The sequence below is a fragment of the Vulcanisaeta distributa JCM 11217 genome, from assembly GCF_001316005.1.
Lineage (GTDB): Archaea > Thermoproteota > Thermoprotei > Thermoproteales > Thermocladiaceae > Vulcanisaeta > Vulcanisaeta distributa_B.
The window spans coordinates 93,613-118,982 of record NZ_BBBJ01000007.1 but is presented as its reverse complement, the minus strand read 5'-3'; the positions used below and the strand labels follow the sequence as shown (position 1 = coordinate 118,982).

Here is a 25,370-nt window from a genome sequence, read left to right as displayed (position 1 = left end):
CTAAAGCCCTGGCAGGTAAGGGTCATGAAGGAATTTGAGGAGTCCCTGGGCATTAATGGCAGTAATTAAGTATCCCTCAATTTGATTTAACGCAATAACAAAGTACATAAACCGGTTATTTGGCGTCTACATGAGTAAATGACTGACTTGATGATTAAGGTTTTAGGTGGTGGAGGTGAGGTCGGTAGAATGGCTATTTTCGTTAAGGACGCCAATTCCGATAAGGGTTTCCTCTTTGATTATGGCGTTAATTTTGATGAAAATGATAGACCCGTAATGCCCGGCCATGTTAGGCCCAGGGACATAATGGCGGTATTCCTAAGTCACGCCCACTTAGACCACTGTGGTGCGTTGCCGAGCCTATACGTTAGTTCACCACCGCTGTATACGCCACGCCATTGACGCTTGAGCTTGCGGACATCATGTTTAAGGATGCCATTAAGCTAAGTGGTTATTACCTGCCCTATGAGGATGAGGAGATCAAGGCTGTGCTTGACCACGCAATACCCGTGACCTACGGCGAGGATGTCGATATTTCAAAGGATGTTAGGGCTACCATAATAAATGCGGGTCACGTACCTGGCAGTATGTTGACATTACTTGAAATAAACGGTGCCAGAATATTGTTCACGGGCGACTTTAATTTATCACCATCAAACCTGCTCCGTGGCGCTGACATAAATAATGTTCCTAAGGATGTCGATGTTGTTATTATGGAGGGTACATACGTGACCAACACGCACCCGTCTAGGGAGGAGGTCGAGAAGGAATTCATTAGAGTGATAAAGGAGACTATCGAGAGTGGTGGTTCTGTGTTAATACCGGTATTAACGATTGGTAGGGCCCAGGAAATATTAATAACGCTTTATAAGAATGGCATTGACTACCCAATAATAATTGATGGATTAGCCAGGGTAGCCAATCAAATAGTGGCTAAGTACCCGCATTACTTGGCGAATCCTGAGCTTTATCTAAAGGCTGTTGAGAGTAGTCTCGAGGTCACCACGGACTACCAGAGGAAGTCGTTAACCAAGGAACCCGTGATAATAGTTTCGCCAGCTGGTATGCTAAAGGGAGGCGCCGCTGTTTACTACTTGAAGAAGTTGGGTAAGGATAGGAGAAATGCCGTGATACTCCCGAGTTATCAAGCACCCGATACTCCAGGTTTTGAATTATTAACGAGAGGACGAACATTCATTGATAAGGCTGAGATAGTGCTCGAGGCTAGGCTCTATTGGTTTGACTTCAGCTCACATAGTGGTAAGGCTGAATTAGAGGCATTCATTAATCATTTCAGCCCAGATACTAGGGTTCTCCTCGTGCATACAGAGGCAATAAAGGCGTTGCAATTTCTTGAGAGGTTGAAGACTAAGTACGGTATTGATAACGTCCACGTCCCAATTAACGAAGAGACGCTATTAATACGTGTAAATAAGTAGATATAATTCATCGTGGCATTATTGATGGGCATTACGTTGAAAGGTTTAAAGGCTGTATTAACTTCGTTAATTGCTATGTCCCAGATAAAGATCGAGGAGGTGAAGCCAACCTTTGAGAGGGTTGGATTGCATAGCCACATTAAGGGTTTAGGTGTTAGGGATGGTAAGGTGCAGTTCTCGGCAGATGGTTTTGTTGGGCAGGTCGAGGCTAGGGAAGCCGCCTACTACGTTGTTAAGATGATTAGGGCTGGTAAATTTGGCGGTAAGGGCGTATTAATCGTCGGCCCACCTGGCACTGGTAAGACGGCACTCGCCATAGGTATCGCCAGGGAGCTTGGTCCTGACACGCCGTTTGTGCAGATAAGCGCTGCTGAGGTCTATAGTATGGAGGTTAAGAAGACGGAATTCCTGACGAGGGCCCTTAGGAGCGCCATTGGTGTTAGGATTAGGGAGTGGCGTAGGGTGTATGAGGGTGTTGTTAAGAGCCTTGACATTCAATATGGTAGGCACCCATACAATCCATACGCCCAAATACCCAGGAGTGCCACCATAACCCTGGCCACGAAGGACGAGGAAAAGAGACTTAGGGTCCCCCCCGCGGAGATCGCTGAGCAATTAATTGAGCTTGGCGTTGAGGAGGGTGATGTTATTTGGATTGATGAGGAGACTGGTAGGGTGTTTGTTCAGGGTAAGGGTGAGGGTGGTGAAACATATGATATTTACGTTAAGAAGAAGATAGAGGTTCCAAAGGGACCTGTCTATAAAGAAAAGGAGATAACGAGGTTCTTCACACTCAATGACCTGGACATATACCAGGCTAGGCAGCAGGGATTGCTCAGCGCCATGATATTTGGCTTCGCAGCTGAGGAGCGGGAAATTCCAAATGAGGTTAGGAAGGCCGTTGATGAGTTCGTGATGAAGCTAATAAATGATGGCAAGGGTGAGCTTGTACCTGGTGTATTGTTTATCGATGATGTCCACATGCTCGATATCGAGACATGGGCGTACCTGAGCAGGGCTATGGAGAGTGAGTTAAGTCCAATACTCATCCTAGCCACCAATAGGGGGGGTATAACGAAGATTAGAGGCACGGATGTCGAGTCACCTCATGGCGTTCCACTGGACATGCTTGACAGGCTCATTATAATCAGGACGAAGCCTTACACGGCTGATGAGGTTAGGGAGATAATAAAGATCAGGGCTAAGGAGGAGAAGGTTTCGTTATCCAATGACGCGCTTGAGGAGTTGACTAAGATAGGCACCGAGGAGAGTCTCAGGTATGCCATTCAGTTATTGGCACCTGCTCAATTAAGGGCTCAGGAGGCTGGTCATAACGAGATCACTAAAGAGGACGTTGAGTACGTTAAGAAATTATTCCTCAGTGTTAAGGAGAGTGTGCAGTACGTTAAGGAGTATGAGAATTACTTCCTGCGTTGAGACCTTCTACACCTAAAGAAAAGTTAAGGTTAAAAAGGCAATAGGCAAAGCCGGTTATGGGGGGGGTATTCATGCTTAGTCTTAACGACGTTGTTCAAGCAATATACACGGTAACTAGGGTTGTAACTGTACCCGTTAATATACACGCAATAATATACTTAGCCGGTAGGGATTGGGCAATGTTTGAGAGGGATGGTTCGTACGTCATTTATAAAACAACGGATACTCAGGGAAATCCCGTAACGATTAGGTTAAGAGTTAGGGAAATGGGTTCATCGGAAAGTCATTATTACGAGGTTTACGGTATGGAAATGCAGTTTAAGTACATGGGTCATGATTTCCTAGCCGTGTACCCAGTAAGTAGTGGTTTTAGTAAGGCAAAGGTTGATGATAAGTACTTACTCGACATAAGCACCAAGATTGGCGGTGGCGAACCATGCATAGTGGCACTTCGAATTGGTCAGGTACCGGCAATATGTAAGCAAATTGGTAAATTCTACCTCGTGATTACCAGGGCGTGATCAGTAGCGGCGTTCAAGCATCATCGATCTTCTGGGTTCATCCTCATCATACATGCAGTAATTAGGGAATTGGTTTATATATAACTCTTTAGTCATATTTTTCGCTTTAGGTAATGTCTCGGTTTATAAAGGATTTCTGGGGAAGGATATTGTCGCCACTGTACGTAGGGGGGGAGAGGGAATTTCTAAGTAAGTTAGTGGCTCATATCGAGCTTAGTCAAAAGGCCATATCAATACTTGAGGAGATGGTGCTAAGCGCCGTTGAGGATAACAACGTTAGTAAAACCAAGGTCTCTGAGGGTATGAGGGAGATAGCCGCGCTTGAGCGTGAGGGTGATGAAATCGTTAGGCAGATAAATGATTCTGTGCTTAAGGGCGCGGTGCCAATAACCACGGCTTCAATTATGGATACCATACTCAATAAGTCGGATGACATACTCGACGGAATTCACGTACTGTCTAGGGAGTTAAGGCGTACATACTATCTATGCAATACCGAGCCTGTTAGGAAGTTCCTTAGCGAGGAATTTCTGGAGATGCTTAGAATTGGTAAGGAAGCCCTCAAAATGCTCCTGGAGATCATCAATAACCTAGATAAGAAGAGCTTTAGTGATATTAGGGTCATGGTTATGGGAATACAGAAGCTCGAGGAGGAGGTTGATGATATAAAGGATTCAGCCTGGATAAACTATACTCAAGCGCCAAGGAGTTAACCTACGTGGAGTTCATGAGTAGTATGAGCCTAATATTCGGTATTGATGATGTACTAGACTCAATAAAGGATATAGCCTATATGATATTGACATTAGTTAGTACGTATGGCGCCTAATGAGAAGATTAATGCGAAAGCAGTTCTGTTTGATTATGACGATACGATAATGGACGTAAGCGATGCAAGAAATTACGCGAGGCATGTTATTGCTAAGGAATTATCATTAATTACTGATTTAAGTCAGGAACACATACTCAGGATAATTAAGGATGTTGAGACATGGATGGAGTCCATTGGTCAATTCGACAGGAGGGTTTGGTTTAAGGAGGTAGCTAAGGCATTGGGCATTGAGATAGGTATTGATGAGGTTAATAGACTTGTTAGAGCTTATTGGGATTCATGGCGTTTAAAAAGTAGGTTGTTTCCTGACGTCATACCCACCCTAAATGAGTTAAGAAGGTGTGGCCTTAAACTTGGTATAGTTACGAATACGGATGGCGAACCAGGGCTTAAGAGAGACAGAATACGTAGTGACGGTGTCGGCTACCTATTCGATGTAATAGTGGTTGCAGGAGACGATACAAAACACGTTAAACCCCACCCTGAGCCGTTCACTAGGGCTTTACAGATCCTCAATATGCGGGGGGGTGATGAGGTCATTTATATTGGTGATAGAATCAGTACTGATGTACCTGGGGGGGCAAAGGCGGCAGGTATGTATGCTGGGATTATTGATAGGTATTATAATATTATAGATACTGGAGTTCATGGGCATGGCGATTTAAGCTGATTTTGTGATTCATTCATTATCTGAGTTATTGCAATTGCTTAGGTGCACGTAGGTAATGCATATTAATAAGTGTTAATAGTAAAGCCGTAATGGGCAATGGTATTGAAGGTAACAACATAAACTTTGACGACCTACCCCCCCTAAGGAAGCTTGGGAGGTACTTCTGGCTTGCTTGGTTCACAGCATCCATGGGGGGGCAGTTCGTTGACGCCTACGACACGTTAATCATAGGCGCAGCGCTAATTTACCTAATGCCACTATGGAAATTAACACCGGTTGAGACAGGCTTATTAGCTGCATCAGCCTTCATAGGAGTTGCCCTGGGCGCCGTTATTTTCGGGCCAATTGCTGATAGAATGGGTAGGCGACTTCTCTACATATACGACCTAGTGTTCTTCGTGATTTTTGGAGCCCTATCGGCCTTTGTAACGAATTTCTGGGAATTATTTATCGTAAGGTTCCTGCTCGGCATAGGCATTGGCGGTGATTACTCCCTATCACCAACGATGGTTGCTGAGTACGCACCAGCGAAGCGCAGGGGGGGCTTCGCGCTGGCATCAATGAATAGTTTCTGGGGTATTGGCTCTGTCGTTGGTTTCCTATCTGCATATGGTATGGCGGTTGCATGGGGGGGTAACACAAACCCTGATTTTACCTGGAGATTCATGCTCGGTAGTGAGGCCATTTGGGGGGGCTTAGTCATTATCTTACTTAGGATGGGTATTCTCGAATCACCAAGATGGGCCGCGCTACAGGAGCAACTGGGCAGGAAGGTTAAGGAGAGGTCGACTGATGTCATTAGAAAGATGACCGGTGGTAAGGAGGCGAGTTTCGACTCAGGTATCGCCAAGAAACCATCAATTAAGGATTTATTCGCAGGTAAGATGTGGATAACAACGATATTCCTATGGGTTTGGTGGCCCGTGGCAGACATAGCATTCTACGGCTCGAACATGTACACACCATACATAACTAAGGGACTTGGGGTAACAACGCCTCAAATGTCCTTCCTAGCCTCAGCACTTTACTGGGCAATCGCATTGCTTGGTTATTACACAACGGCAGCCACCTATGACGTGCTTGGCAGGAGGTTTGTGACAATACTTGGATCCACAATAATGGGTATTGATATGTTCGTTGGGTTAGCACTGTATGAGATGAAACTATTCTCAACTTCCTTAGCGTTTCCGCTTGTCATGGCACTATTCACAATTTACTACTACTTCATGAACTTCGGCCCTGGCCCCCCTGGACCGTTGCCATGGCCGAAATTTGGCCCACTAGGATTAGAGCTACCGGGCAAGGTATTGCTGCAATGTTCTCCAGGTTTGGCGCAGCCTTTGCCTCCTTCTACATGCCCATACTGATACATCAAATTGGCTATGACGGTGCATTTATACTACTTGGTGGTGCGATATTATTTGTGGCTCTTTGGTCGTACTTATTCATGCCTGAAACAAAGGGCTTAACACCATCGCAGATAGAGCAGATGGTCATTGAGGGTAGGGTGGGTATATTCTCACGGTAATAAGCACGATTTAAATTATTTTATTGCGTATCCTATTCAACAAGTATCTTCATTAATTTGTCTCTTAGCTTTTCTATCTCAAGTAGTATTAATCCAAGGTTTGGCTCGGGCTTTGCTATTGCAGTTAGGATTAAGTCCTTACTTAATGGTGCGATTAATAATGTATCCTTTGTATACTGCACAATACTTATTGTTGGTTCACCAAGGCTTAACTCAGCACCAAGTCTATCGATCGTGCTCCTTGCGATCGCGACCATGGCACTCACAACCTTGGCATTGAATTCATTACTAACCTTAAAGGCCACAGGCAATCCATCACGCCTAACCACAAGGGCACCAATAACATCAGGGAAAACCCTACTCATGAATTCCTCCAGGGTATCCACGACCTCCTTACCCACGCTAGATTCCATCGTTAAATTTACAGTGTTTTTGATTAAAAATCTTTCTATTCTTTATGAATTAAAGAAAGAAAAACGCATGACAAATCTTAAAAGCAATCGTTATAATGCAAGGCCGTGCCAATTAAGGAACACCTGGATATCGTGCTTGGTAATTCCACGTACTTAGATGATATAAAGCTTAACAATATGGCTTATCTCCACGTAATTAGATCACCATATGCGAGGGCCAGGATATTGAAAATAGAGGAACCAGGTACTAAAGCCCTGCTATTTCTCACGGCAAAGACCATAGGCAATTTACTAATGCCGGCGATGACTGTGCCAAACGCAAAGATTGTTAGGATGCCCGTGTTACCCGCAAATACCGTAAACTTCGTTGGTCAGCCAGTGGCGGCGGTTATAACCGAGTCCAGGTACTCACTTGAGGATATCGCTGATGAGGTATCAATTGAGTATGAACCATTAAAACCCATAATTACAATAGATGAGGCATTGAAAAACGAGGAGATAATACACCCTGAAATAGGCACGAATATATCCCTAGACACCACATTAGAGGGTGGCGACATTAATGCATTAAAGGAGGCAGACGTAGTTGTTGAGAGGGAGATTGAACAGGCAAGGCTGGTCGCCAATCCAATGGAACCCAAGGCTGTATTGTTTATTACGACAATGACAAACTCTTTATAATGTTTAAGGTAAATTAGTAAGATGTTCGTGACTATTAACGATATGCTTCAGTGTGTTATAAGTTTTTATGAGAAATATTTTTGATGACTAAGAAAATATGGTATGAAGGCTTATCAGAAGAAGATGTAATTAAGTATGCCATTAACACGTTAATAAGGCGAATTGATGCAGTACTTAATAACTCGCAATATATTAATTTACCGAATACAAATCCGTACGAACAATTAATGATGCTTGCGCCAAATAAAGTGCTTACAATTAATAGTCTTCTTGATTATTACGATTTTCTTGTTAAAATTAAGAACATAATTATAGGATATACATATAATACGTGGTTACCGGAAGTTAAGAAGGCGTTAATGAATAACAACTATAAGATAGATCCGCAAAATTTTATTAGGTTAGGAAGAAAATCATTCTATATAAGGTTCGTGGAAAACAAAAAATTAAAGGATCTGAAAGTATTAATAAGGTTAGAGAAAACAAAGAATGCATCAGTATCTATAGCACTTGAATTATCGAGAATATCAATTAATGTAGAAATCAAGGATCAAATACACCTTGATTATAACATTGCTAAGGATATATTACTTGGTTTACTTTCAAGTGATGGAGGTAGATATGGTAGTAACTTTGTGATCACTAACAACGAGATTGAAATACACGTATTAACTGCTGCATTAATTAAAGCTATTGCACAGAGCAAGAATATTAGTAGAATTTTATTGCGTCTTTCATTAAATAGATTATCTGTTACTAATGATGGTAAATTAGGTATTTCTATCGAGACTTACTTTAACAACTCATTAATAGGTTTTAATTTTAAAAATAAACTTGATGCACTCAAGACGTGGCTTAACGGTAAATTAGACGTAAACTTAATGGCAACTTTGACCGGGTTTTACCTCGGAGATGGATTCATAGATAGTAATAAACGTCGCACTGGTTTTACAATGAGTATTATTGTTGATGGGCAACTCGGTACTAAATTACTTGCCGACACACTTAAACATATAGGATATACATTAATGGATTTTAATTTTAAAAGAAGTGCTAATGCTATATGGCTTACTAAAGATAGTACTTATAAATTTGCATGGGATCTACTTAATTTTGTTTCTCAACTTGAGGATCCAAGAGTAAGATTTACCATACTTAATCATTATAGGGTACGTAAAACAATTCACATAGCATTTAATAATTATAATTCGCATGAGATATGGATAATATATAATAAATATAACTTCAAGTTAATGCACCATAGATCAGGATATTACTGTTTAGTAGCTAATACGCATGATAAAGCTCGCATGCTTAACTTATTTCTAAAGGAAATGATTGAAATAAGTAATAAATTTAAAGTTTATTTAAAAACACACATTATCGGCGAGAAGTTACAGGAACTTGTAATAAATAGAGATTCATTGCCTACTTTTATAGCTTTAGTTAATTTACTTTGTCAAGTAAAAATTAAGAATTGACTTTAAGTAGTCTTAACAATTTATTAAAGCTACGTTGATTCATGAGACGTTAATGGATGATTTAGCCGATGAACTTGGTATGGATCCTGTTGAGATTAGGAGGAGGAATATAATTAAGGATGGAGAAACCTATAGGACACCACTGGGCCTTGTTATTGACCCAGCCAATTACCAATCAATACTTGAGGATGCGGCGAAGCGTTACTACGAATTTAAGAGTAAGTACTCGGATAAGGGTGTATCTATTGCTGTTTTTGCGCTATACGTGAGCGCACTCGGTGGTGAGGGTGTTAAGGCCGTGATAGGTAACGGCAAGATGAGGTTAATTATTGGTTCTAGGCCGCAGGGTCATGCCCACGTATCAGCCTTTACGAAGTACGTATCAGAGGTTTTCGGATTACCTGAGGAGCTTATTGAGGTTGTGCCTGGTGATACTGAGACTCTTAACTATGGTGTTGGTACATTCGGTAGCAGAAGCGCCACGGTAGTCGCAGCGGCGATTACGGAATTAGCCGAGAGAGTTAACTCGAGGCTTTCATCGATGGGCTTATCATTGATCGACGCAATAAGATCTAAGGGTGTGGTTATTGAGGAGGAGGTTGACTATAAGCCTAGCATGGCAATATTTGCGCCGGGCGCCCATGTTGCGGTTGTTGACTTCGATCCAGAGACCTTGGTTGCAAGGGTCATTGATTACTACACCGTACATAATGTGGGCAAGCCACTTCTTGAAGAGGAGGTTGAGGCTCAAATTCACGGTGGCGTGCTTCAAGGCCTTGCCCAAGTCCTTTGGGAGGGAGCATTTTATAGTGAGGATGGTACGCCATTGCATGCCTCGCTTGCGGATTATGGTTTACCAAGTGCGGAAGATGTCGCTTATAAGGTCGCGATAAACGAAATAAATACGCCATCACCATTACCTGGTGGTGTTAGAGGCATTGGGGGGGAGTCAGGAACTACCGGCGCCCTGGCATCAGTATTCCTTGCATTGGAGAAGGCCGTGAGAAGTAAAACTGGCGTTAAGGTGAAGCTTGGTAAAACGCCTGTAACGCCATCCTACCTGTATCAATTAATACGTGGTTTTAAGCCGTGAATATGAGCTCCAATACATCATATTGTTTCAAGTAGGGCCTTTAGTAGGTTTATTGGGAATTTATGATCCATGCTTAGATAATCAAGTAATACCCTATATAAATTGAATGGTAGTGAACCCGCTAATAAAGTCCTCACCAGGAAGAACTTTGCATCATTCTCACCGCAAGTTCTCGCAACCTCCATGGCCTGTAGGGCTGCGAATACCGCGTAAATCCCTGGATCAACGTTATATGTCGTGAATATAGTCAATACATTATCAGCATACTTACCAACATCCCTAATCCCAACAAGCTTCTTACTAGCCTCCTGTATTTCCGTGAATTTGCTCGCGAGTGCATTCAACTCTTTCGTCAACTCTGGGAATAACTTGAGCATCATGTTTACGGCGCTCATCGTAATACTATTATAATTATTAAGTAGGCACTCGCTTGGTTTTACATCAAGTGCTGATGTTATTATATGGGAAATGTACCTAATTATGTCCTTAACGTCGGCATTGCCAGCCACGCCAACTATGGTATTACCTTCTGTCCCCACTTAATTTATTTAATGAGTGGGTGTTATAAATATTGAGGAATAGAAATAGTAAAGCCCTGCCTCTTTCAATTAATAGGCATATCACATGAAAAATGACCCATATTATGGGAATTAAATGCTTGAATTACTGTAGTAAATGAAACACAGAGGCTTTACTTACCTTGCTTATTATTGGTGTTAATGCTATTAATGATGCCGTAATTACCAAAGGCTTCCACTGTATTAATGCCCTAGGCGCCTTTAACTCAATACCTATGTTCTCAATAACATCACTAATACATCGACCTAACGGCTTAATGCATATTCTCTTATCATTGGCCATTTCCCTCAGTAAATCATAGGTTTCGTAAACCACGTTAAACCTTGGTCCAACAAGATGCTGTAGATAATCCCTACTTATCTCGACTTCCGACTCAATAGTACCATCGGGGAAAATCCTGGCGTGTATTTCCCAGGGATGCTCAATCTTCATGGTCAAGCTATACCTCTCGCCCCCCCTATTCACGGCGAGCATTGTTGGTCTAAACCCTCTTCTGATAAGCTCCTCTGCGGCGTAATCAATCTCGTCCTGCGGTACCTTAATCACAAAAACGTTATTTCGCAGACCCCTCATTATTACATTAAGTGGTACTCTATACTTACTCCCGTCGCTAAGCCTCACGTACCAGGGCAGGTAAACCCTGTAAATTCCGTCCATGCAATTAATTAGCAACTGGGTGCTTAATTACCTTATTGCTAAATGGCCACCAATTCCATTTACCGAGAAGTACGATTATGGCTGGAACAAGCAATGGCCTAACTATAAACGAGTCTATAATGACTGAGGAGGCCACGGCAAGCGCCACCTGCTTTAAAATGTATATACTCGACAATGCCAATGACGCAAAGGCCATGGCGAGTACCAACGCTGCACCAGTGACAACAGGTCCCGTGAACTCCACAGCCCTTACAATAGCCTCCTTATCACTAAAACCATTAATTACCTCCTCCCTAAACCTACTAATTATGAATAGGTCGTAGTCCGTACCAACACTCAGCAGGAGTGATATTAATATCACCGGTAATAACCAGTAGGTCTTTATCCCCCCCATTAAACCTTGGAACACGAATATGGTCAATGCCAAAGACCAGGTAATACTCATGAGCACCGTTGCAACGAGCCTCAATGGTATCATTACGGACCTCATGTATATCGTGAGAATCACAATGTTTATGGCAATCATTAAGTACATTATGAAGCCGTAGTACTCATGCTCAAAGCCAAGCACGAAGTAGTACTTATACGATGGTGAACCCCCCCCAACGAGTACCTCAGCATCGTACTCCCTGGACACCTCATCAGCAATCTTCCTAAGGCTTAGGTATATCGGTATTAACTTATCCGATAATGATTGTTGGTTCACGGTAACAGTCATTATGTACATGTTTGAACCGTTGTATGTGAGAGCCGCGTTAATTACGTAATTCTGCTTCTCAACGGTATTAAGTAATGCAATTGCGGCAGTTTTATTGCCATAAACCACCAGATACGCTGTTGAGTAATCGTAATTCCTAAAATAATTAATTAATAGCGTTAATCCGATCTTGGCCGGCGTATTCGGCATTACCTGCACTGGATCTGTTGTTATGTTTATGTTCAGTATTAAGTATGTGAGGGCCAGTACGGTTATTATTAGGAATGCCGCGACCACGGTTTTCGGCCTATTAACGGCAAACCTAGCCATTCTTGAGAGAAACGCTGTCCTCAACTCAACGGATTTAGCCCTTAGTCCCATTGGCCATAGCACGCCATCTCCAAGCACCCTCATTATTTCAGGTAGTATCACCGCCGTTGCGATTATCGTGAGGGATACGGCAATTATAAAGCCGATACCAATGTCCTGTATGTAGCCATACCTCGAAATTGCGAAGCTGCCTAGCCCAAGTCCAACGACAGACGCGCTTGTTAGTATTGTTGGTCTAACACGCGTTAATACAATCCTTAATGCCTCATCCTTACTACGCCCCCCTTAACCCTCTCCTCAAGGTACCTACTAAGCATGAGCATGCTATAGTCAACACCTATTCCGAAGATTATTGGGGCGATCATGTACACGGTGAGGTAATAGAGCTTGAAGTGTATTGCCCAGTTATAGAGGAGTCCGAGTGATGATAAGTATGTTAAGCCAAGTATTGTTAATGACATGACCGGGCCTATCAGCGTCCCCCCCAACATGGCTATCATTGTTGCGAACACGAGGACCGCCGTAGTCTTATCGATTATGTTCACGTCACTCGTAACCATCTTCTCAAGCTCATAGAGAATAACCCCCCCGTACTAACTGGATATACCCAATCCCTACGTATTAGTAAGTCGTACACCTCATCCTCATAATTACTCGGTAATGTTATGAAGGCTACTGTGTACGTGCCATTCAGGAACTTCTGGGTTAGGTTGTCAGGTAAATTGAGAATGCTTGGTGGTGGATGCTCCTGCATTATAGCGTTCATGACACTAATTCCTAGGTCATTCAATACGGTGTTTACGATAGACTCATTATTACATGTTAATTGGTAAATGTATGGTATTAATAACTGCTGTGTACTATTCATGTAATTCTGCATTAATAAGAGCCTTAGTAAGTTGATGTTCGTGTCTGGTCCGAGTAAAATGGCAATCCTTAGATTTGTTTTATTAACGCCATTATTTATGAATTGATCGTATACATAACCAGTTATGTTGCTTAGGTCTATTCCTGGATATTCCTGCTGAATTATGTTCTCAAAGTTCGTTAATAAAATCCCCGATATATTCTCCGAAATTAGTGTATATGGCGATGGATTATTACCAATTTTACTTATTAATTGGGTAAGTGTTTCATTAGCTAGTTCGTCTATGTACGGGCCATATTGACCATACTTAAGTCTATAATCCCTAGTTGTTAACCTAAACAGTGTACTTAACGATGCATTTGGGTAATTCCTTAGGTAGTATTTTTCAATCTCGTAATAAAGCAGTTGTGCGTAATTTATGGTTGCATTAAATTCACCACTAACCGTATTACTTATGTTATAGACCGTGGAATAATACTCCCTATTCAATTGTATTATTGATGAGCACTCGTTATTTAATGACCAATAAAGACTCCATACACTACTGGATTCATTGCTGATTATTTCCGCAGTGATATTACTAATGGTCTCGTTATAGATCGTGTAGACATCATTGTACGTCGTTAGTAGGTCGGTGACTGTTATATTGGGTGCGTCCACATCCTTAATGACCTTACTTACGTAATTCAATCTATTCTCAATATCGGTTGTTACATTATTACTTAATTTAATTACAACGACAAGTGTTGTTTCGTTGGAAGTACCTATGTACTTATTAACCAAGTTATCAACAATAACAGGCTCTATATTGCTCGGCATTAACTGCGTCTCATCGTACGTTAGCGCATTGAATACATTTAACGAATATCGAGCTAGGTAAAACATTATGATTAGCCAAATCACAATTATCATGATAGATACGGCCTTTCTCGATATCATCCGCAATAAGGGATTTTAACCCATATTAAATACCATTTCCCGTGAAGGATAACGAGGAGGTTGTGAGACTCGTAAATGTTAGCAAGAGGTATTACCTGAGCAGTAGTGTTTATGTTGATGCATTAATCAACATAAACCTAGCCATTAGGAGGAGGGAGATCGCGATTGTCATGGGGGGGCCCAGTGGTTCTGGTAAGACCACGTTGATGAATATAATGGGTACGTTAGATAAGCCGACTGGCGGTCGCGTAATTATTGATGGGGTTGACGTCACTGACGCCGATGAGAGGTACCTATCAAAGTTCAGGCTTGAGAGGCTGGGTTTCGTATTTCAACAGTATAACCTTGTTTCGCAATTAACCGCTCTTGAGAATGTGATGTTACCGATGCTATTAACTGGCAGGTACACGAAGGATGAGGCTAGGGAGAAGGCCAGGCTGCTTTTAGACCTTGTTGGTGTTGGTGAGTTTGCGAATAATAGGCCAAGCCAACTAAGTGGTGGTCAGCAACAGAGGGTGGCGATCGCCAGGGCATTGGCTAATGACCCATCCTTCATAATCATGGATGAACCCACAGGCTCCATAGACCTGGCCAGTTCATACTTAATACTCGACTTAGTTAAGTTGTTGAATAGGGCCATAGGCGTCACCTTCGTTATCGCTACGCATAACATGGAGGTTGCGGCAATAGGTCATAGGATCATTTACCTTAGGGGGGGTGGTAGGATAGTGAGCGAGAGTGACCTTGCAAGGATTAAGGAGGAATTCAGTAGGTTAAGGGTTGATCAATTAACCGTTATTAAATCATACCTAAGAATACTCGATCTTGAAGAAAGGAGGTTAAGGAGGTTGGGTCAGGATTTAGGTGAGATAGAGAGGAGGAGGGACTTGATAAATAGTTTTATTGGTTCTACATAGGAAATTAAGTTTAATTAGTAAAGGAGTATCTGCACTATTAATGGGTATTAAGTATGCATTATTGATGGTTATGATGATCGTGATTACGCTATTCATGGGAATCACCGCATATGCCCATGAATCATTGAATGCCTACTTTACGGTTAATTACGTCACGTATTTGAACCCCAATAATCAAGCCACGAATTATTACATTGAGTATTCATTGGTGCTTTACAATAATGAGCCATACCCAATCTCTTTAAACGTTACCATGAACGTACTACCATACTCAAGCATATTATATGTATCACCATCAGCAGCATCAATCAGTGGCAATGCCGTGACCTGGATCATCACATTGCAGCCATACTCCCAGGAGACACTTGATGTTAGGTTTAAGCCCGTTTATACGCTATTGCCAATAGCGTCCATGGATTACCAAATCCTCGTTAATGGATCCAGCATCAACTCAACAACGGTTAATGGCGGTGTTGGTACCAACGTGAGTATCTCAGTGAATGTCACTAATTTACTGCCATTCCCAATAATGACCACCCTAACCCTAACCAGGCAATCCGGCCTATTTTATGAGTATAATGTCACACCCACGCTAACGCAGAACATACTTGGTTATGAGGTTGATTATTGGATATTCAATACGGAGAATTCCTCCTCATTAACACTGGGCATGGTTGTTGAGAATATGGGTCCATGGCATAGCGTTAGGATAAACCCAATAACCGTTCAGGCAAGCATTGATTTAAATGAGTCAATAAACTCCCTGAATGAAGCCATTAACAGCCTAAACAACACCCTTAATCAGATAAGGAGCTTCTCAAGTTCCTTAACGGGCGTTTCAGGGACGGCGAGTAATTACACGGCGCAATTCCTACAATTAATAAACCTACTTAATGAGACGGCTCAGGTACTCGGAGCATCGGCATACATAATAAACTCAACATTAATGGTTGAGAGCCTACTCCAGGCTCAATTAATCGAGCTCAAGGTAGCACTCACCGCTGGTGGTCAGGTACTTGGTGCCGAAGCCAATGTGGTATCTCAATTAAGGAGCTCGCTTAGTCCGGTGGTGAGTAATGAGCAAACGTACCTGAGTTCCCTAAATACGTTAAAGCAGGACTTACTCCAAATAGAGAATTCGACTAGTAATAGCACGTTAATAAATGAAATAAATAATGCAATAACTATGATAAATCAAATCGAGAACTCATTAACAACCCTCTCCCAGGTATATAACAGCCTTGGCACAATACAAAGTGAGCTCACAACGACGCAGAACCAGGTTAATCAAGCCACGGAGGGTCTTAATTATGCAATTGCCGCGGCGAATGAGAGCGAGTTACTAATAATAAGTATATCAAGGAGTCTTTACGTACTTCATAACGAATTATTAAACCTAACAAATCAATTACTAGTCACCTACATAAACCTCTCATTATATCAGACGAGGGCATTGTCTTACATGACCCAGGTGAGTGGGTACGAGAGCGAGATTGAGAGTACGATAATGAGTGATGAGGTTAAGAAGGCGGTATTAACGGCTTTAGCTAAGCAATACCTTACGTATCTAAGCATTAATAATACGGATGTCAATATTGATGTGACCGTAGAGGAGACATTCGTGATAAACATGCCATCAATAATAAATACTCAGTATTTAATGCAGCTTATAAACGAAACCGCGGCTCAGGGTAATGAATCAATGAGTCCTAAGGCCATTGGTACCGTGATCATCAATTACGGCATTTATTATCCACTAATTATTGGCGTTGCCGTATCGATAATACTGGCGTTGTTATTGGTTAGGAGGCTTCATTAGAGAACTTATTTTTAATGGCAATGGGTGCTTTACTTAAATATAGGTACTAACCGTCTTGTTCTGTGCGTAATAATCACAATGATGAGGAAGCGGAGATGGAAAATTACGTAAGTAAGATAATAGAGTTTTTGGGCGATAATCCTGACAGGCCTGGATTAAGAGAGACGCTAGGAGGTACCTAAATGCCCTACTTGAGTTGACTCGTGGCTTAAGGGAACCACCGCCTAAGATTAAGTTCTTTCCCATGGAGGGTAATGAATATGTTGGTCGCATTTCAATTAACGACATTAAATTCGTATCATTATGTGAACACCACCTATTGCCAATTATTGGCACGGTTACCGTGATTTACGAGCCACTCAACAGCGAGGTACCTGGTCTGAGCAAGGTGGCTAGGTATGTTAAGTGGCTTGCGGCTAGACCCATGCTTCAGGAGAGGTTTACGGCAAGGCTAGCCAATGAGCTTAAGGAGGCGTTGCATGCTAGGTATGTCTATGTTAAGGTTTGCGCACTGCATATGTGCGCTATGATTAGGGGTGTTAAGGATGAGGACATGTACATGGTTACGGAGGCCTGGTCTGATGGATTAAGTAATGAGGAACTGAGAGAATTAAGGAACTCAACTCAATGTAGGGTGCCTAGGATAGTCCTGACTAAGGAATATTAAGGGGAATAAACTTCAGTAACCACTGTGATTAACCCAATAGAGCATGTTGAACTTAGCACGCACGTACATGCAACGGAGAGCGAGCTTAAGGTTGTAAGGGCATTGCTTAATCTATTGCCTCCACAGTATAGGGATGGCATCAGCATAATGAGGAGTGGCGGTCAGGGACACTTTGGCAATGATATAAGTACAATAAAGGTGCAGTTTAAGGGGGGGCAGGATGCACTGCAGATTGCTCAATACATACTTAAGACCATCGATCAACTGGACAGGGAAATAATCCTTGTTACTATCAATAGTAGATTTAGTGATGGTAAGTTATACCTAAGATTTAACAAGCAATTAGCCTATAATGGCGTGGCGAGGCTTGACGACGGTGATGACGTGATTAAGGTAGTAATAAGGTTTAATCATTGGGTAATTAAGAATGAGGGTGTTGAAAACATAATTAAGCAATTAATACAGTATTAAAGCCTTGGCAGCGTTACAGCGCCCATCGACGCTGACGTAACTAGTGATGCGTACTTAGCAAGTAAACCCCCCCTTGTGTACCTGGGCGGTGGCGGTTGCCAATTCTTTAACCTCCTCTTTACCTCCTCCTCTGGAACGAGTAGGTCAAGTCGGCCATTCTCCACGTCAATTAATATCCTATCGCCATCTTCGACAACAGCTATCGGCCCTCCAACGGCAGCCTCGGGGGCCACATGACCAACCATAAAGCCGCGGGTAGCACCACTAAACCTACCATCAGTGACCAATGCCACATCCCTACCTAACCCGGCTCCGACTATTGCGGCGGTGACCCTAAGCATCTCCGGCATTCCAGGACCACCCTTAGGACCCTCATACCTAATTACAACCACATCACCCGGCTTAATCTCGCCTCTTCTAATTGCCTGGAACGCCTCTTCCTCACTATTAAATGGTCTCGCCTTACCCTCAAACTTCATTAACTCCGTGGCTGCGACCTTAATCACAGCACCCTCAGGCGCCAATGAGCCTTGAGTATTCTAATGCCGCCCCAAGGCTTTATTGGATTACTCACATCCCTAACTATGTGGTCATGCGGCACATTTGGGAACTTGTAATTCTTTAGATTCTCCTCCATTGTCTTACCCGTTATTGTAAGCACCTTACCATTGAGCAGACCCGCCTTTAGTAGCTTCAGCATGACTAGTGGGACGCCACCAACGGCGTCGAGGTCAGCCATCACGTAATCACCGCCAGGTCTTAAGCTCGCTATGTATGGAGTCCTCCTAGATATCCTGTCGAAGTCCTCAAGCGTTAACTTAACCCCAGCCTCATACGCTATGGCTAGTAAGTGTAGTATGGCATTTGTTGATCCGCCCATTGCCATTAATACCGTTATGGCATTCTCAAAGGCCTCATACGTCATGACGTCCCTAGGCTTAATACCAAGTTCCATGGCATTCATTAGTGCAACGCCGCTCTCAACCGCATACATAACTCTTCTAGCTGATGTGGCTGGTGGTGAGGCACTCCCTGGTAGGGCCATGCCTAACGCCTCCGCTATAGCTGCCATGGTGTTTGCTGTGAACATGCCTGCGCAGGTTCCATAGGTTGGGTGGGCCCTCTTTTCTATTTCATAAAGCTCATCCTCCGTAATCTTACCCGCGAGGTAGGCACCTATTGCCTCGTGAACATCCTCAATGGTGAGTTTAAGATTACCGTAAAAACCAGGCTCCGCCGTCCCACCGTATAGGTAAACAGCCGGTATGTTTAACCTAGCCATAGCCATTAGGATTCCCGGTGTCGTCTTATCACAACCACCAATACCAACGAATCCATCAAACGCATGCGCATTAACCTGGGCCTCTATCGTATCAGCAATGACATCCCTACTCACCAGGCTATACCTCATACCCTCAGTACCCATCCCAATGTTGTCATTAACGACTATCGTCGGCACAGTAAGTGGCGAACCACCACCCCCCCTACGCACACCCTCCTTAACGTGGACAGCCAATTGAAGCGTATGTATGTTGCACGGCCCAGCCTCACTCCACGCAGCAACAACAGCAACCAATGGCTTACCAATGTCCTCATCCGAAAAACCTATAGACCTCAGAAAAGCCCTGTGCGGTGCGTTTAAGACACCTCCATACCTCTCCTGACTTCGTAGGTTTATCCTAACCATCAATAATCTATATACTAGCCCCCCCTATTAAATTAATTCATTACTTAACACGTTAGAATGAGAATCAACATAATACTTAATAATTTGGTTGTAGATCAATAGTAATTTGTATGTCCTTTGCATTAACAAGCCCCGCCTTTAAATACGGTGAAAGAATCCCAAGGAAGTACACGTGTGATGATGTTGACATAAGCCCACCATTACAATGGACAGGCGTTCCACCAGGTACTAAGTCCCTGGTTTTAATCATGGAGGATCCAGACGCACCAATAGGTGTATTCACGCATTGGGTTTTATACAATATACCGCCCGATAGGACTGACCTACCTGAGAACGTACCGAAGACCCCCCCAGTCGTCGAGGGAATCGGCATACAGGGAGTTAACGACTTTGGCAGGATTGGCTATGGCGGTCCATGCCCACCAAGGGGCCACGGTCCACACAGATACTTCTTTAGGTTATACGCATTGAATACCGTACCCAATATCAAGCAGAGGGCGTCTAAGGACGAGGTTTTAAGGATTATAAAGAATAATATAATCGGTACGGCGGAGTACATGGGGACGTACTCAAGGTAAGGTTATGAATCTTATACAAACTAGCTTAAAATTACGCCTCGCTTAAATACCTCCAGGAAAGCACTATTCCTATTACTGAGAATATTACTGCAAAGGCTATTAGGTATGCATAATCAAGCAGTAGGCTCTGCCCCCCCGTTATGCCAAGCAATAATTGCCTATTGATGTCGTTAACGTACGTTAATGGATTCACAATGGCAACGGGCTTGAGCCACCAGGGCATCGACTTAACTGGGTAGAAGGAGTTACTAGCGAACATCAGTGGCATGTTTAGTAGGTTCATTATGGCCATTTGTGATTCCCAGGAGGTTGACCTTAGGGCTAGCGTCACGAATAGCGACGCGAAGCCCATGGACATTAGAGCAAGCGCCGCGTAGGCACCTAGTATGTCCAGTGGATTTAGGCTTGGGTTTAGTCTCATGCCGAGCAGTATCGCTATTATTAATACTATTGTTGATTGAACGAGGGATCTAATCATGGAGTTAAGGACCTTAGCCATTATAATATTGCCCCTAGGCACTGGCGTAGTCAGTAACTTGCTTAGGACCCCCCCAAGTCTCCTATCCCATACAATGCTCATGCCACTCTGTAATGATGTGAATAGTGTTATGAAGGATAACATGCCCACCGCCAGGAATGAGAAGTAATCCGTGGTCCCGAAGTTGGCCTTAAGTACCTCGGACGCTATTTCGTCAATTACCTGCTTAGGTATGTTCAGCCCAGGTATGTTTAGTCCACTCGTGAACATAGCCGCGAAGTTCATGGACTTTCCGAAAAATGCTAACCAGACAATTGGCTGTATCAGCGATATTATTAATATGACGGGTACCTTATACCACTTAGCCAACTCCCTATTGGTCAATGCCCAAAGCCCATGTAGTGGGTGTAGTCTCGTGGCCATGCCCATCACCTCCTGGCCCTAGCCACAGTCCTCCTAAACCTCATAAACTCCTCCGAACTACCCTCCTCATCCCTAAGTCTCCTACCCGTGAATTCCAGGAATACCTCATCCATCGTAGGCTCCTTAATGGTTATGCTCGTAGCCCTAATACTAAGCTTATTAAGAGCCTCAAGTATTATTGGAGCCGCCGTATTGCCATTTCTAACCTTAAAGATTATCGTGTTGCCATTAACAGTAACCCCCCCACTAACGCCGTCAATACCCTCAATAACCTTCCTGGCGATATTAACATCCCCCCCATTAACCTCAATGGTTATCACATCACCACCAACCTTCTCCTTAAGCTCCTTCGGCGTGCCAATAGCGAGTATCTTGCCGTGGTCAATAATTGCAATTCTCTCGGCATACCTGTCAGCCTCCTCCAGGTAATGCGTGGTCATGAATATAGTCATGCCGTACTGCTTCCTAAGCCTATACACATAGTCCCAAATTGCAGCCCTCGTCTGAGCATCAAGACCCAGCGTAGGCTCGTCTAGGAACAATATGGCAGGTCTATTAATAAGGCCCATGGCAATCTCCAACCTCCTCCTCATACCACCAGAGTACGTCTCAACCTTCCTATCAGCTGCATAAGAAAGTTCCACCAAATCAAGCAGCTCAGCAGCCCTCTCCTTAGCCTCCCTCTTAGGAATACCATACAGCGCAGCAATAAGCATTAAATTCTCCCAACCAGTCAGATCCTCATCGGCAGTATACTCCTGAGGTACAACACCTATACTTTCCCTAACCTTAGCTGGCTGCTTGATCACGTCATAGCCATTAACTATTGCCGTTCCCTCGGTTGGTCTAGTTACTGTGGTTAGCATCTTTATTGTTGTTGTTTTACCTGCACCATTTGGTCCAAGGAATCCAAAGATTTCTCCATAATATACCTCGAAATTTACGTGATCAACCGCGGTGAAGTTTCCATAACGTTTCGTTAAGTTTATTGCCTTAATGGCTACTTCCATAATGGTCAAGTAGGCGGATTGCACCTTAAATATAAATCTTTCTCTAAACCGATATCGAATAACCGATTACAAATCTAATCTCCTTATCACCTGGGATATATTCGGTACAAATTTGTCGAGGGTTATGTGGGGTATGAATTGCCTGATGTATTCGAATGCATTAACTATGGGCCAGTTCGTATTATTCCCCCCCTCACTCCCCCCCTCAATTCGACGTATCCCGCCCTCCATAGCGCCGTTAATGCATCTGCATATAACTTCCTGACCCTTATGGCCTCCTCCGCCGCTGCCACTTCCTTAGGCATTACCTTAACCGCAATCCTGACATTACTTATCATAGCCTCTAGGTCATCCTGTGTATAGTTATTCCTAACGACTGGACATAGTGTGGATACTACGAACTCTACCGTGAAGTCCACCAGCTTTAGCTCTGGGTCTATCACATACCTAATTACCCTGGGTAGGTATGGGAAGGATCTGCAGGTGAGCGGTTTGTACAGTGAGTGGACCTTGCAGGTTTTATCGTCAGTGTTTAAGAATGGGCATACACCATCACTATTTAGTTGCATTAGGTATGATAGGGCTATCCTAACGCCATTCTTAATATCCGTTATTACATAGCCAGGCTTAAATGTTAAGTCCTTTACATCCAGTTCCTCGGCTAATTTACTCAGTATTATTACTTCGTGCGGGAATACCGTTACTGGGGATATTGTGCAGCAATAGCCGCAATTCGGCATGCACTTAAATGGTACTACCACGTCTTCTCACCCTGATTTTACTAATTAAATTATTTTCTTCATGGACTCATGAACAGCCCGAAACAAGGTGAGGCACTAGTAAAACTTCCTTCAGCTTCCTAACAGCATAGGCTCTACACCTAATCAACTCGGCGGGACTACCACCACTGATTAATACGCCTGTCCTATCTATGTACACGCCTATTACATCATCAAGCATTGCACCAAGTAAATCCTCCTTGAACCCATCACCAACGTGTATTGCGACATCCGGCTCAGCACCATGCGTTAATAATGAGTATGCTCGCTCAAAAATCGCCGGGTGTGGCTTAGCTCTACCAACCTCATCAGCATATACCTGCACATCGATGAACCTGCTCAGGCCGAACTTATCGAGGAGTTTCCTGGACACTGTACTGCTCCAAAATATTACGTTAGATACAACACCGATCATAAACCATCGCTCTTCATCTCCATAAGCACGTACTGCGCATCCTCACTGGGCTTCACATTACCTGACTCGAGTAGTGTGTTTGCTATTATGTTTGCTACGTCCATGACCATCCTTTCGTTGAGTTCAATCCCGTATTTACGGGTCAACCTCTCCAGGAATGTCCTAACATTATCCATTGGCGGTACATACGCCATCTCAACAACCCTCCTAAGCCTAATCTCCCTATCAAGTCCCATGTAAATCTCATAAACATGATCAAAATGCACCTCAATATCCAGTGACTTGAGGTACTTGGTTATGTTCATGGCTATCTCCTCAATTAATTCCTTACCGTAGTTTATCAGCGTGTTGTATACATCGAATGTTATGACTCTTAAGCTCATTAATTCACTATTCAATCACATTATTTTAAGTATTCTCACTCATTTGAAGGGTTATGTTTTTAAACTAAAGGTTTAAGCTCGGTCTCGGTGTTAAACCTTTGGTTCAGGTAACAATAATTAGGTTAATTGGGTATAGAGAATGGACAGAGACCCTCGGTCCCGATAGAGAACACATAATTCAACGCGTCCAGGCACAATTACATAAAGAATTAGTCAATGCATTCTCCAGACTCAACGCCTGGGCCCACCCACTTAGGTATGATTACATGCTCGCAATAACAAATGGTTTAGGCAATAATGAATTGACAAAGATAATTAAGGAACTCAGTGAGTATAGCCCAGTGCCATTGTCGAGCGGTACGTATGCAGATATGAATCCCAGGGTCGCCGAGAGGGAGGCCTTCAAGCTTGCGATGAAGGCTGCCTCGGGTGAGTCATTGATGGGTGGGAGGGATGATGGTTATGTAGCCATTGCGCACATAGACCTCATTGACTCGACAACCAGTACGGAGTGGACATCGAGCTACCAATTATATGAGCATGTTTGGGGTGTGGTTAACCAGGTTAGGCTTTACCTGGCGCCCTATGGTGGCATAACGCTTTACCTGGGTGGTGATAACATAGTATCAATAGTACAGCCAACCATTAATGATGATAGCCTTAAACCACTGGCTAACCTAATAAATGCGAGGATAGGTGTTGGCATTGCACATAGTGGTAGGGTCGCAATGAAGCTTGCGACTGAGGCGTTGGACATTCTTAGATCTAGGAATGGCCATGGAGTGATGATGCTCAGGGAGGATTAATCGAGTTTTGGCTTCTTAATGAGCCTAATCCTATTAACCCTACCCTCCTTAATGACTTGGATATAACCTGCACTCTCCAGTCTCCTAATGGCTCTCCAAAGCGTTGCCTTTGGCATGTTCAACTTCCTCTGAAGATCAGCCTGGTAAGCCTCACCACCCATATCCATCAACGCCTTAAGAACCTCCTTATCTGTTGGGTTTAATCCCTCAACAATTACAGGGTTCACCTCAGGACCCCCCCTATGCCTAATTACGAATAAGTAAGCAAATAATGCCGCCACAGCAACGATAATCACGATGACTATGTAATAGAGCATCGGCCTAAACCAGGTGAGGGTTTTGTGGCTTTTGACGTTGAGTTCGTAACCGTAGTAACCGCACTAACATTACTCACGGTGGTTGTGGTTACCGTGGTCTTAGTTGTGGTATTGCTTATTGCTGTTGGTAGTTCTGGTATGAAGCCTATTGAGTAATTACCTGGCGCGAGTTGGAGTACTATTCTATTACTTACCCTGGTAAAGTTCGTTATTAGGCTTATTGGTAATTGCGTTATGAGTACGTTATTACTAACAAAGAGGTTTATCGTATATGGTGATGATACATTAATGACCATGTAACCACTCGGCGATTGCGTTACGTAAGGCACATACTGTATCGTGAATGAGCCATTCCCAAAGACGGGTATTACCAAGTGATTCCCTATCAATATTGCAGGTATTGTTGAACCGCTTGAGTTCTGGACAATTATTGGCCCCCAGGGGGGGCTTTATGG

Annotated in this window: 22 protein-coding genes and 7 pseudogenes; 15 read left to right on the top strand and 14 right to left on the bottom strand. The window is 43.2% G+C overall.

The annotated features are described in order from the left end of the window. The first annotated feature begins 138 nt into the window (after positions 1-138). The 6 genes and pseudogenes from JCM11217_RS08705 (at position 139) to JCM11217_RS08680 (ending at position 6,427) form a co-directional block, all read left to right on the top strand. A pseudogene (locus JCM11217_RS08705) lies at positions 139-1,439 on the top strand (MBL fold metallo-hydrolase). Between the two features lie 126 nt (positions 1,440-1,565). Next, a pseudogene (locus JCM11217_RS08700) lies at positions 1,566-2,876 on the top strand (RuvB-like helicase); the annotation flags it as partial. 71 nt (positions 2,877-2,947) lie between these two features. Further along, positions 2,948-3,397, top strand: coding sequence for a hypothetical protein (locus JCM11217_RS08695; protein ID WP_054842720.1), 450 nt, complete (start codon positions 2,948-2,950; stop codon positions 3,395-3,397). Between the two features lie 113 nt (positions 3,398-3,510). Continuing rightward, positions 3,511-4,110 carry a DUF47 family protein gene (locus tag JCM11217_RS08690; protein ID WP_243678918.1) on the top strand — a complete coding sequence of 200 codons (600 nt, stop codon included), beginning with the start codon at positions 3,511-3,513 and terminating at the stop codon, positions 4,108-4,110. A 105-nt stretch (positions 4,111-4,215) separates the two neighbouring features. After that, positions 4,216-4,899 carry an HAD family hydrolase gene (locus JCM11217_RS08685; RefSeq protein WP_054842688.1) on the top strand — a complete coding sequence of 228 codons (684 nt, stop codon included), beginning with the start codon at positions 4,216-4,218 and terminating at the stop codon, positions 4,897-4,899. A gap of 188 nt (positions 4,900-5,087) precedes the next feature. Beyond that, positions 5,088-6,427, top strand: a pseudogene (locus JCM11217_RS08680) (MFS transporter). A gap of 32 nt (positions 6,428-6,459) precedes the next feature. Here JCM11217_RS08680 and JCM11217_RS08675 read toward each other — a convergent pair. After that, positions 6,460-6,840 (bottom strand): roadblock/LC7 domain-containing protein, encoded by a 381-nt coding sequence (locus JCM11217_RS08675; RefSeq protein ID WP_054842687.1) that lies wholly within the window; start codon positions 6,838-6,840, stop codon positions 6,460-6,462. A gap of 105 nt (positions 6,841-6,945) precedes the next feature. On the opposite strand from JCM11217_RS08675, the gene JCM11217_RS08670 reads away from it, so the two are divergent. From JCM11217_RS08670 to JCM11217_RS08660, 3 genes are all read left to right on the top strand, one after another. Further along, positions 6,946-7,521 carry a hypothetical protein gene (locus tag JCM11217_RS08670; RefSeq protein WP_054842686.1) on the top strand — a complete coding sequence of 192 codons (576 nt, stop codon included), beginning with the start codon at positions 6,946-6,948 and terminating at the stop codon, positions 7,519-7,521. An 83-nt stretch (positions 7,522-7,604) separates the two neighbouring features. After that, entirely contained in the window at positions 7,605-9,002 is a 1,398-nt protein-coding gene (locus tag JCM11217_RS08665) for a hypothetical protein (protein ID WP_054842685.1), read from the top strand. A gap of 52 nt (positions 9,003-9,054) precedes the next feature. Then, on the top strand, positions 9,055-10,095 hold the full coding sequence (locus JCM11217_RS08660; RefSeq protein ID WP_243678916.1) for a molybdopterin-dependent oxidoreductase: 1,041 nt from the start codon (positions 9,055-9,057) through the stop codon (positions 10,093-10,095). Between the two features lie 17 nt (positions 10,096-10,112). Here the strand turns inward: JCM11217_RS08660 and JCM11217_RS08655 are convergent, their stop codons facing one another. From JCM11217_RS08655 to JCM11217_RS08635, 5 genes and pseudogenes are all read right to left on the bottom strand, one after another. Next, positions 10,113-10,634: a hypothetical protein gene (locus JCM11217_RS08655; RefSeq protein WP_054842684.1), complete on the bottom strand. Its 522-nt coding sequence runs from the start codon at positions 10,632-10,634 to the stop codon at positions 10,113-10,115. Positions 10,635-10,758: 124 nt separating this feature from the next. Continuing rightward, positions 10,759-11,331 carry a hypothetical protein gene (locus tag JCM11217_RS08650; RefSeq protein WP_054842719.1) on the bottom strand — a complete coding sequence of 191 codons (573 nt, stop codon included), beginning with the start codon at positions 11,329-11,331 and terminating at the stop codon, positions 10,759-10,761. 4 nt (positions 11,332-11,335) lie between these two features. Beyond that, complete coding sequence (locus JCM11217_RS15595) at positions 11,336-12,049, bottom strand: MMPL family transporter (RefSeq protein ID WP_243678963.1); 714 nt, start codon at positions 12,047-12,049, stop codon at positions 11,336-11,338. Between the two features lie 336 nt (positions 12,050-12,385). Further along, positions 12,386-12,918 (bottom strand): annotated as a pseudogene (locus JCM11217_RS15590) (MMPL family transporter); the annotation flags it as partial. Continuing rightward, positions 12,900-14,165, bottom strand: a complete 1,266-nt coding sequence (locus JCM11217_RS08635; protein ID WP_054842681.1) for a hypothetical protein — start codon at positions 14,163-14,165, stop codon at positions 12,900-12,902. The pseudogene JCM11217_RS15590 and the gene JCM11217_RS08635, both read right to left, overlap by 19 nt. Positions 14,166-14,206: 41 nt before the next feature. Here JCM11217_RS08635 and JCM11217_RS08630 point away from each other — a divergent pair, with 41 nt between their 5' ends. From JCM11217_RS08630 to JCM11217_RS08615, 4 genes and pseudogenes are all read left to right on the top strand, one after another. Next, positions 14,207-15,082, top strand: a complete 876-nt coding sequence (locus tag JCM11217_RS08630; protein ID WP_054842680.1) for an ABC transporter ATP-binding protein — start codon at positions 14,207-14,209, stop codon at positions 15,080-15,082. Between the two features lie 40 nt (positions 15,083-15,122). After that, entirely contained in the window at positions 15,123-16,901 is a 1,779-nt protein-coding gene (locus JCM11217_RS08625) for a hypothetical protein (protein WP_054842679.1), read from the top strand. 95 nt (positions 16,902-16,996) lie between these two features. Beyond that, positions 16,997-17,568, top strand: a pseudogene (locus JCM11217_RS08620) (GTP cyclohydrolase I). Between the two features lie 24 nt (positions 17,569-17,592). Further along, positions 17,593-18,039, top strand: coding sequence for an RNA-binding domain-containing protein (locus tag JCM11217_RS08615; protein WP_054842678.1), 447 nt, complete (start codon positions 17,593-17,595; stop codon positions 18,037-18,039). Here the strand turns inward: JCM11217_RS08615 and ilvD are convergent. Continuing rightward, positions 18,036-19,726 (bottom strand): annotated as a pseudogene (ilvD, locus tag JCM11217_RS08610) (dihydroxy-acid dehydratase). The gene JCM11217_RS08615 and the pseudogene ilvD overlap by 4 nt on opposite strands. A gap of 110 nt (positions 19,727-19,836) precedes the next feature. On the opposite strand from ilvD, the gene JCM11217_RS08605 reads away from it, so the two are divergent. Then, entirely contained in the window at positions 19,837-20,304 is a 468-nt protein-coding gene (locus tag JCM11217_RS08605; RefSeq protein WP_054842677.1) for a YbhB/YbcL family Raf kinase inhibitor-like protein, read from the top strand. Positions 20,305-20,335: 31 nt separating this feature from the next. Here the strand turns inward: JCM11217_RS08605 and JCM11217_RS08600 are convergent, their stop codons facing one another. The 5 genes and pseudogenes from JCM11217_RS08600 to JCM11217_RS15580 form a co-directional block, all read right to left on the bottom strand. Next, positions 20,336-21,211, bottom strand: coding sequence for an ABC transporter permease (locus JCM11217_RS08600; RefSeq protein ID WP_054842718.1), 876 nt, complete (start codon positions 21,209-21,211; stop codon positions 20,336-20,338). Further along, positions 21,211-22,215 (bottom strand): ATP-binding cassette domain-containing protein, encoded by a 1,005-nt coding sequence (locus JCM11217_RS08595; RefSeq protein ID WP_054842676.1) that lies wholly within the window; start codon positions 22,213-22,215, stop codon positions 21,211-21,213. The genes JCM11217_RS08600 and JCM11217_RS08595 overlap by 1 nt, the downstream gene beginning before the upstream one ends. Positions 22,216-22,281: 66 nt before the next feature. Further along, positions 22,282-22,955: pseudogene (locus JCM11217_RS08590) on the bottom strand (YkgJ family cysteine cluster protein). 67 nt (positions 22,956-23,022) lie between these two features. Beyond that, a complete protein-coding gene (locus JCM11217_RS15585) occupies positions 23,023-23,409 on the bottom strand; it encodes an HAD hydrolase-like protein (protein ID WP_243678914.1) in 387 nt (128 codons plus the stop codon). Beyond that, positions 23,406-23,792 (bottom strand): hypothetical protein, encoded by a 387-nt coding sequence (locus JCM11217_RS15580; RefSeq protein ID WP_243678913.1) that lies wholly within the window; start codon positions 23,790-23,792, stop codon positions 23,406-23,408. Before JCM11217_RS15580 ends, JCM11217_RS15585 begins: the two co-directional genes overlap by 4 nt. Positions 23,793-23,890: 98 nt before the next feature. Here JCM11217_RS15580 and JCM11217_RS08580 point away from each other — a divergent pair, with 98 nt between their 5' ends. Beyond that, complete coding sequence (locus JCM11217_RS08580; RefSeq protein ID WP_054842675.1) at positions 23,891-24,598, top strand: GTP cyclohydrolase IIa; 708 nt, start codon at positions 23,891-23,893, stop codon at positions 24,596-24,598. On the opposite strand, the gene JCM11217_RS08575 is transcribed toward JCM11217_RS08580, so the two are convergent. Beyond that, on the bottom strand, positions 24,595-24,915 hold the full coding sequence (locus JCM11217_RS08575) for a winged helix-turn-helix transcriptional regulator (protein WP_054842674.1): 321 nt from the start codon (positions 24,913-24,915) through the stop codon (positions 24,595-24,597). The genes JCM11217_RS08580 and JCM11217_RS08575 overlap by 4 nt on opposite strands. Then, complete coding sequence (locus tag JCM11217_RS08570) at positions 24,900-25,289, bottom strand: hypothetical protein (RefSeq protein ID WP_054842673.1); 390 nt, start codon at positions 25,287-25,289, stop codon at positions 24,900-24,902. The genes JCM11217_RS08575 and JCM11217_RS08570 overlap by 16 nt, the downstream gene beginning before the upstream one ends. Positions 25,290-25,370: the final 81 nt, after the last annotated feature.

Excerpts from the sequence above, each read along its gene's own strand:
- JCM11217_RS08695 (WP_054842720.1), top strand. The coding sequence starts at position 2,948 with ATGCTTAGTCTTAACGACGTTGTTCAAGCAATATACACGGTAACTAGG.
- JCM11217_RS08690 (WP_243678918.1), top strand. The coding sequence starts at position 3,511 with ATGTCTCGGTTTATAAAGGATTTCTGGGGAAGGATATTGTCGCCACTG.
- JCM11217_RS08685 (WP_054842688.1), top strand. The coding sequence starts at position 4,216 with ATGGCGCCTAATGAGAAGATTAATGCGAAAGCAGTTCTGTTTGATTAT.
- JCM11217_RS08675 (WP_054842687.1), bottom strand. The coding sequence starts at position 6,840 with ATGGAATCTAGCGTGGGTAAGGAGGTCGTGGATACCCTGGAGGAATTC.
- JCM11217_RS08665 (WP_054842685.1), top strand. The coding sequence starts at position 7,605 with ATGACTAAGAAAATATGGTATGAAGGCTTATCAGAAGAAGATGTAATT.
- JCM11217_RS08660 (WP_243678916.1), top strand. The coding sequence starts at position 9,055 with ATGGATGATTTAGCCGATGAACTTGGTATGGATCCTGTTGAGATTAGG.
- JCM11217_RS08650 (WP_054842719.1), bottom strand. The coding sequence starts at position 11,331 with ATGGACGGAATTTACAGGGTTTACCTGCCCTGGTACGTGAGGCTTAGC.
- JCM11217_RS15595 (WP_243678963.1), bottom strand. The coding sequence starts at position 12,049 with ATGACTGTTACCGTGAACCAACAATCATTATCGGATAAGTTAATACCG.
- JCM11217_RS08635 (WP_054842681.1), bottom strand. The coding sequence starts at position 14,165 with ATGATATCGAGAAAGGCCGTATCTATCATGATAATTGTGATTTGGCTA.
- JCM11217_RS08625 (WP_054842679.1), top strand. The coding sequence starts at position 15,123 with ATGGGTATTAAGTATGCATTATTGATGGTTATGATGATCGTGATTACG.
- JCM11217_RS08605 (WP_054842677.1), top strand. The coding sequence starts at position 19,837 with ATGTCCTTTGCATTAACAAGCCCCGCCTTTAAATACGGTGAAAGAATC.
- JCM11217_RS08600 (WP_054842718.1), bottom strand. The coding sequence starts at position 21,211 with ATGGGCATGGCCACGAGACTACACCCACTACATGGGCTTTGGGCATTG.
- JCM11217_RS08595 (WP_054842676.1), bottom strand. The coding sequence starts at position 22,215 with ATGGAAGTAGCCATTAAGGCAATAAACTTAACGAAACGTTATGGAAAC.
- JCM11217_RS15585 (WP_243678914.1), bottom strand. The coding sequence starts at position 23,409 with ATGATCGGTGTTGTATCTAACGTAATATTTTGGAGCAGTACAGTGTCC.
- JCM11217_RS15580 (WP_243678913.1), bottom strand. The coding sequence starts at position 23,792 with ATGAGCTTAAGAGTCATAACATTCGATGTATACAACACGCTGATAAAC.
- JCM11217_RS08575 (WP_054842674.1), bottom strand. The coding sequence starts at position 24,915 with ATGCTCTATTACATAGTCATCGTGATTATCGTTGCTGTGGCGGCATTA.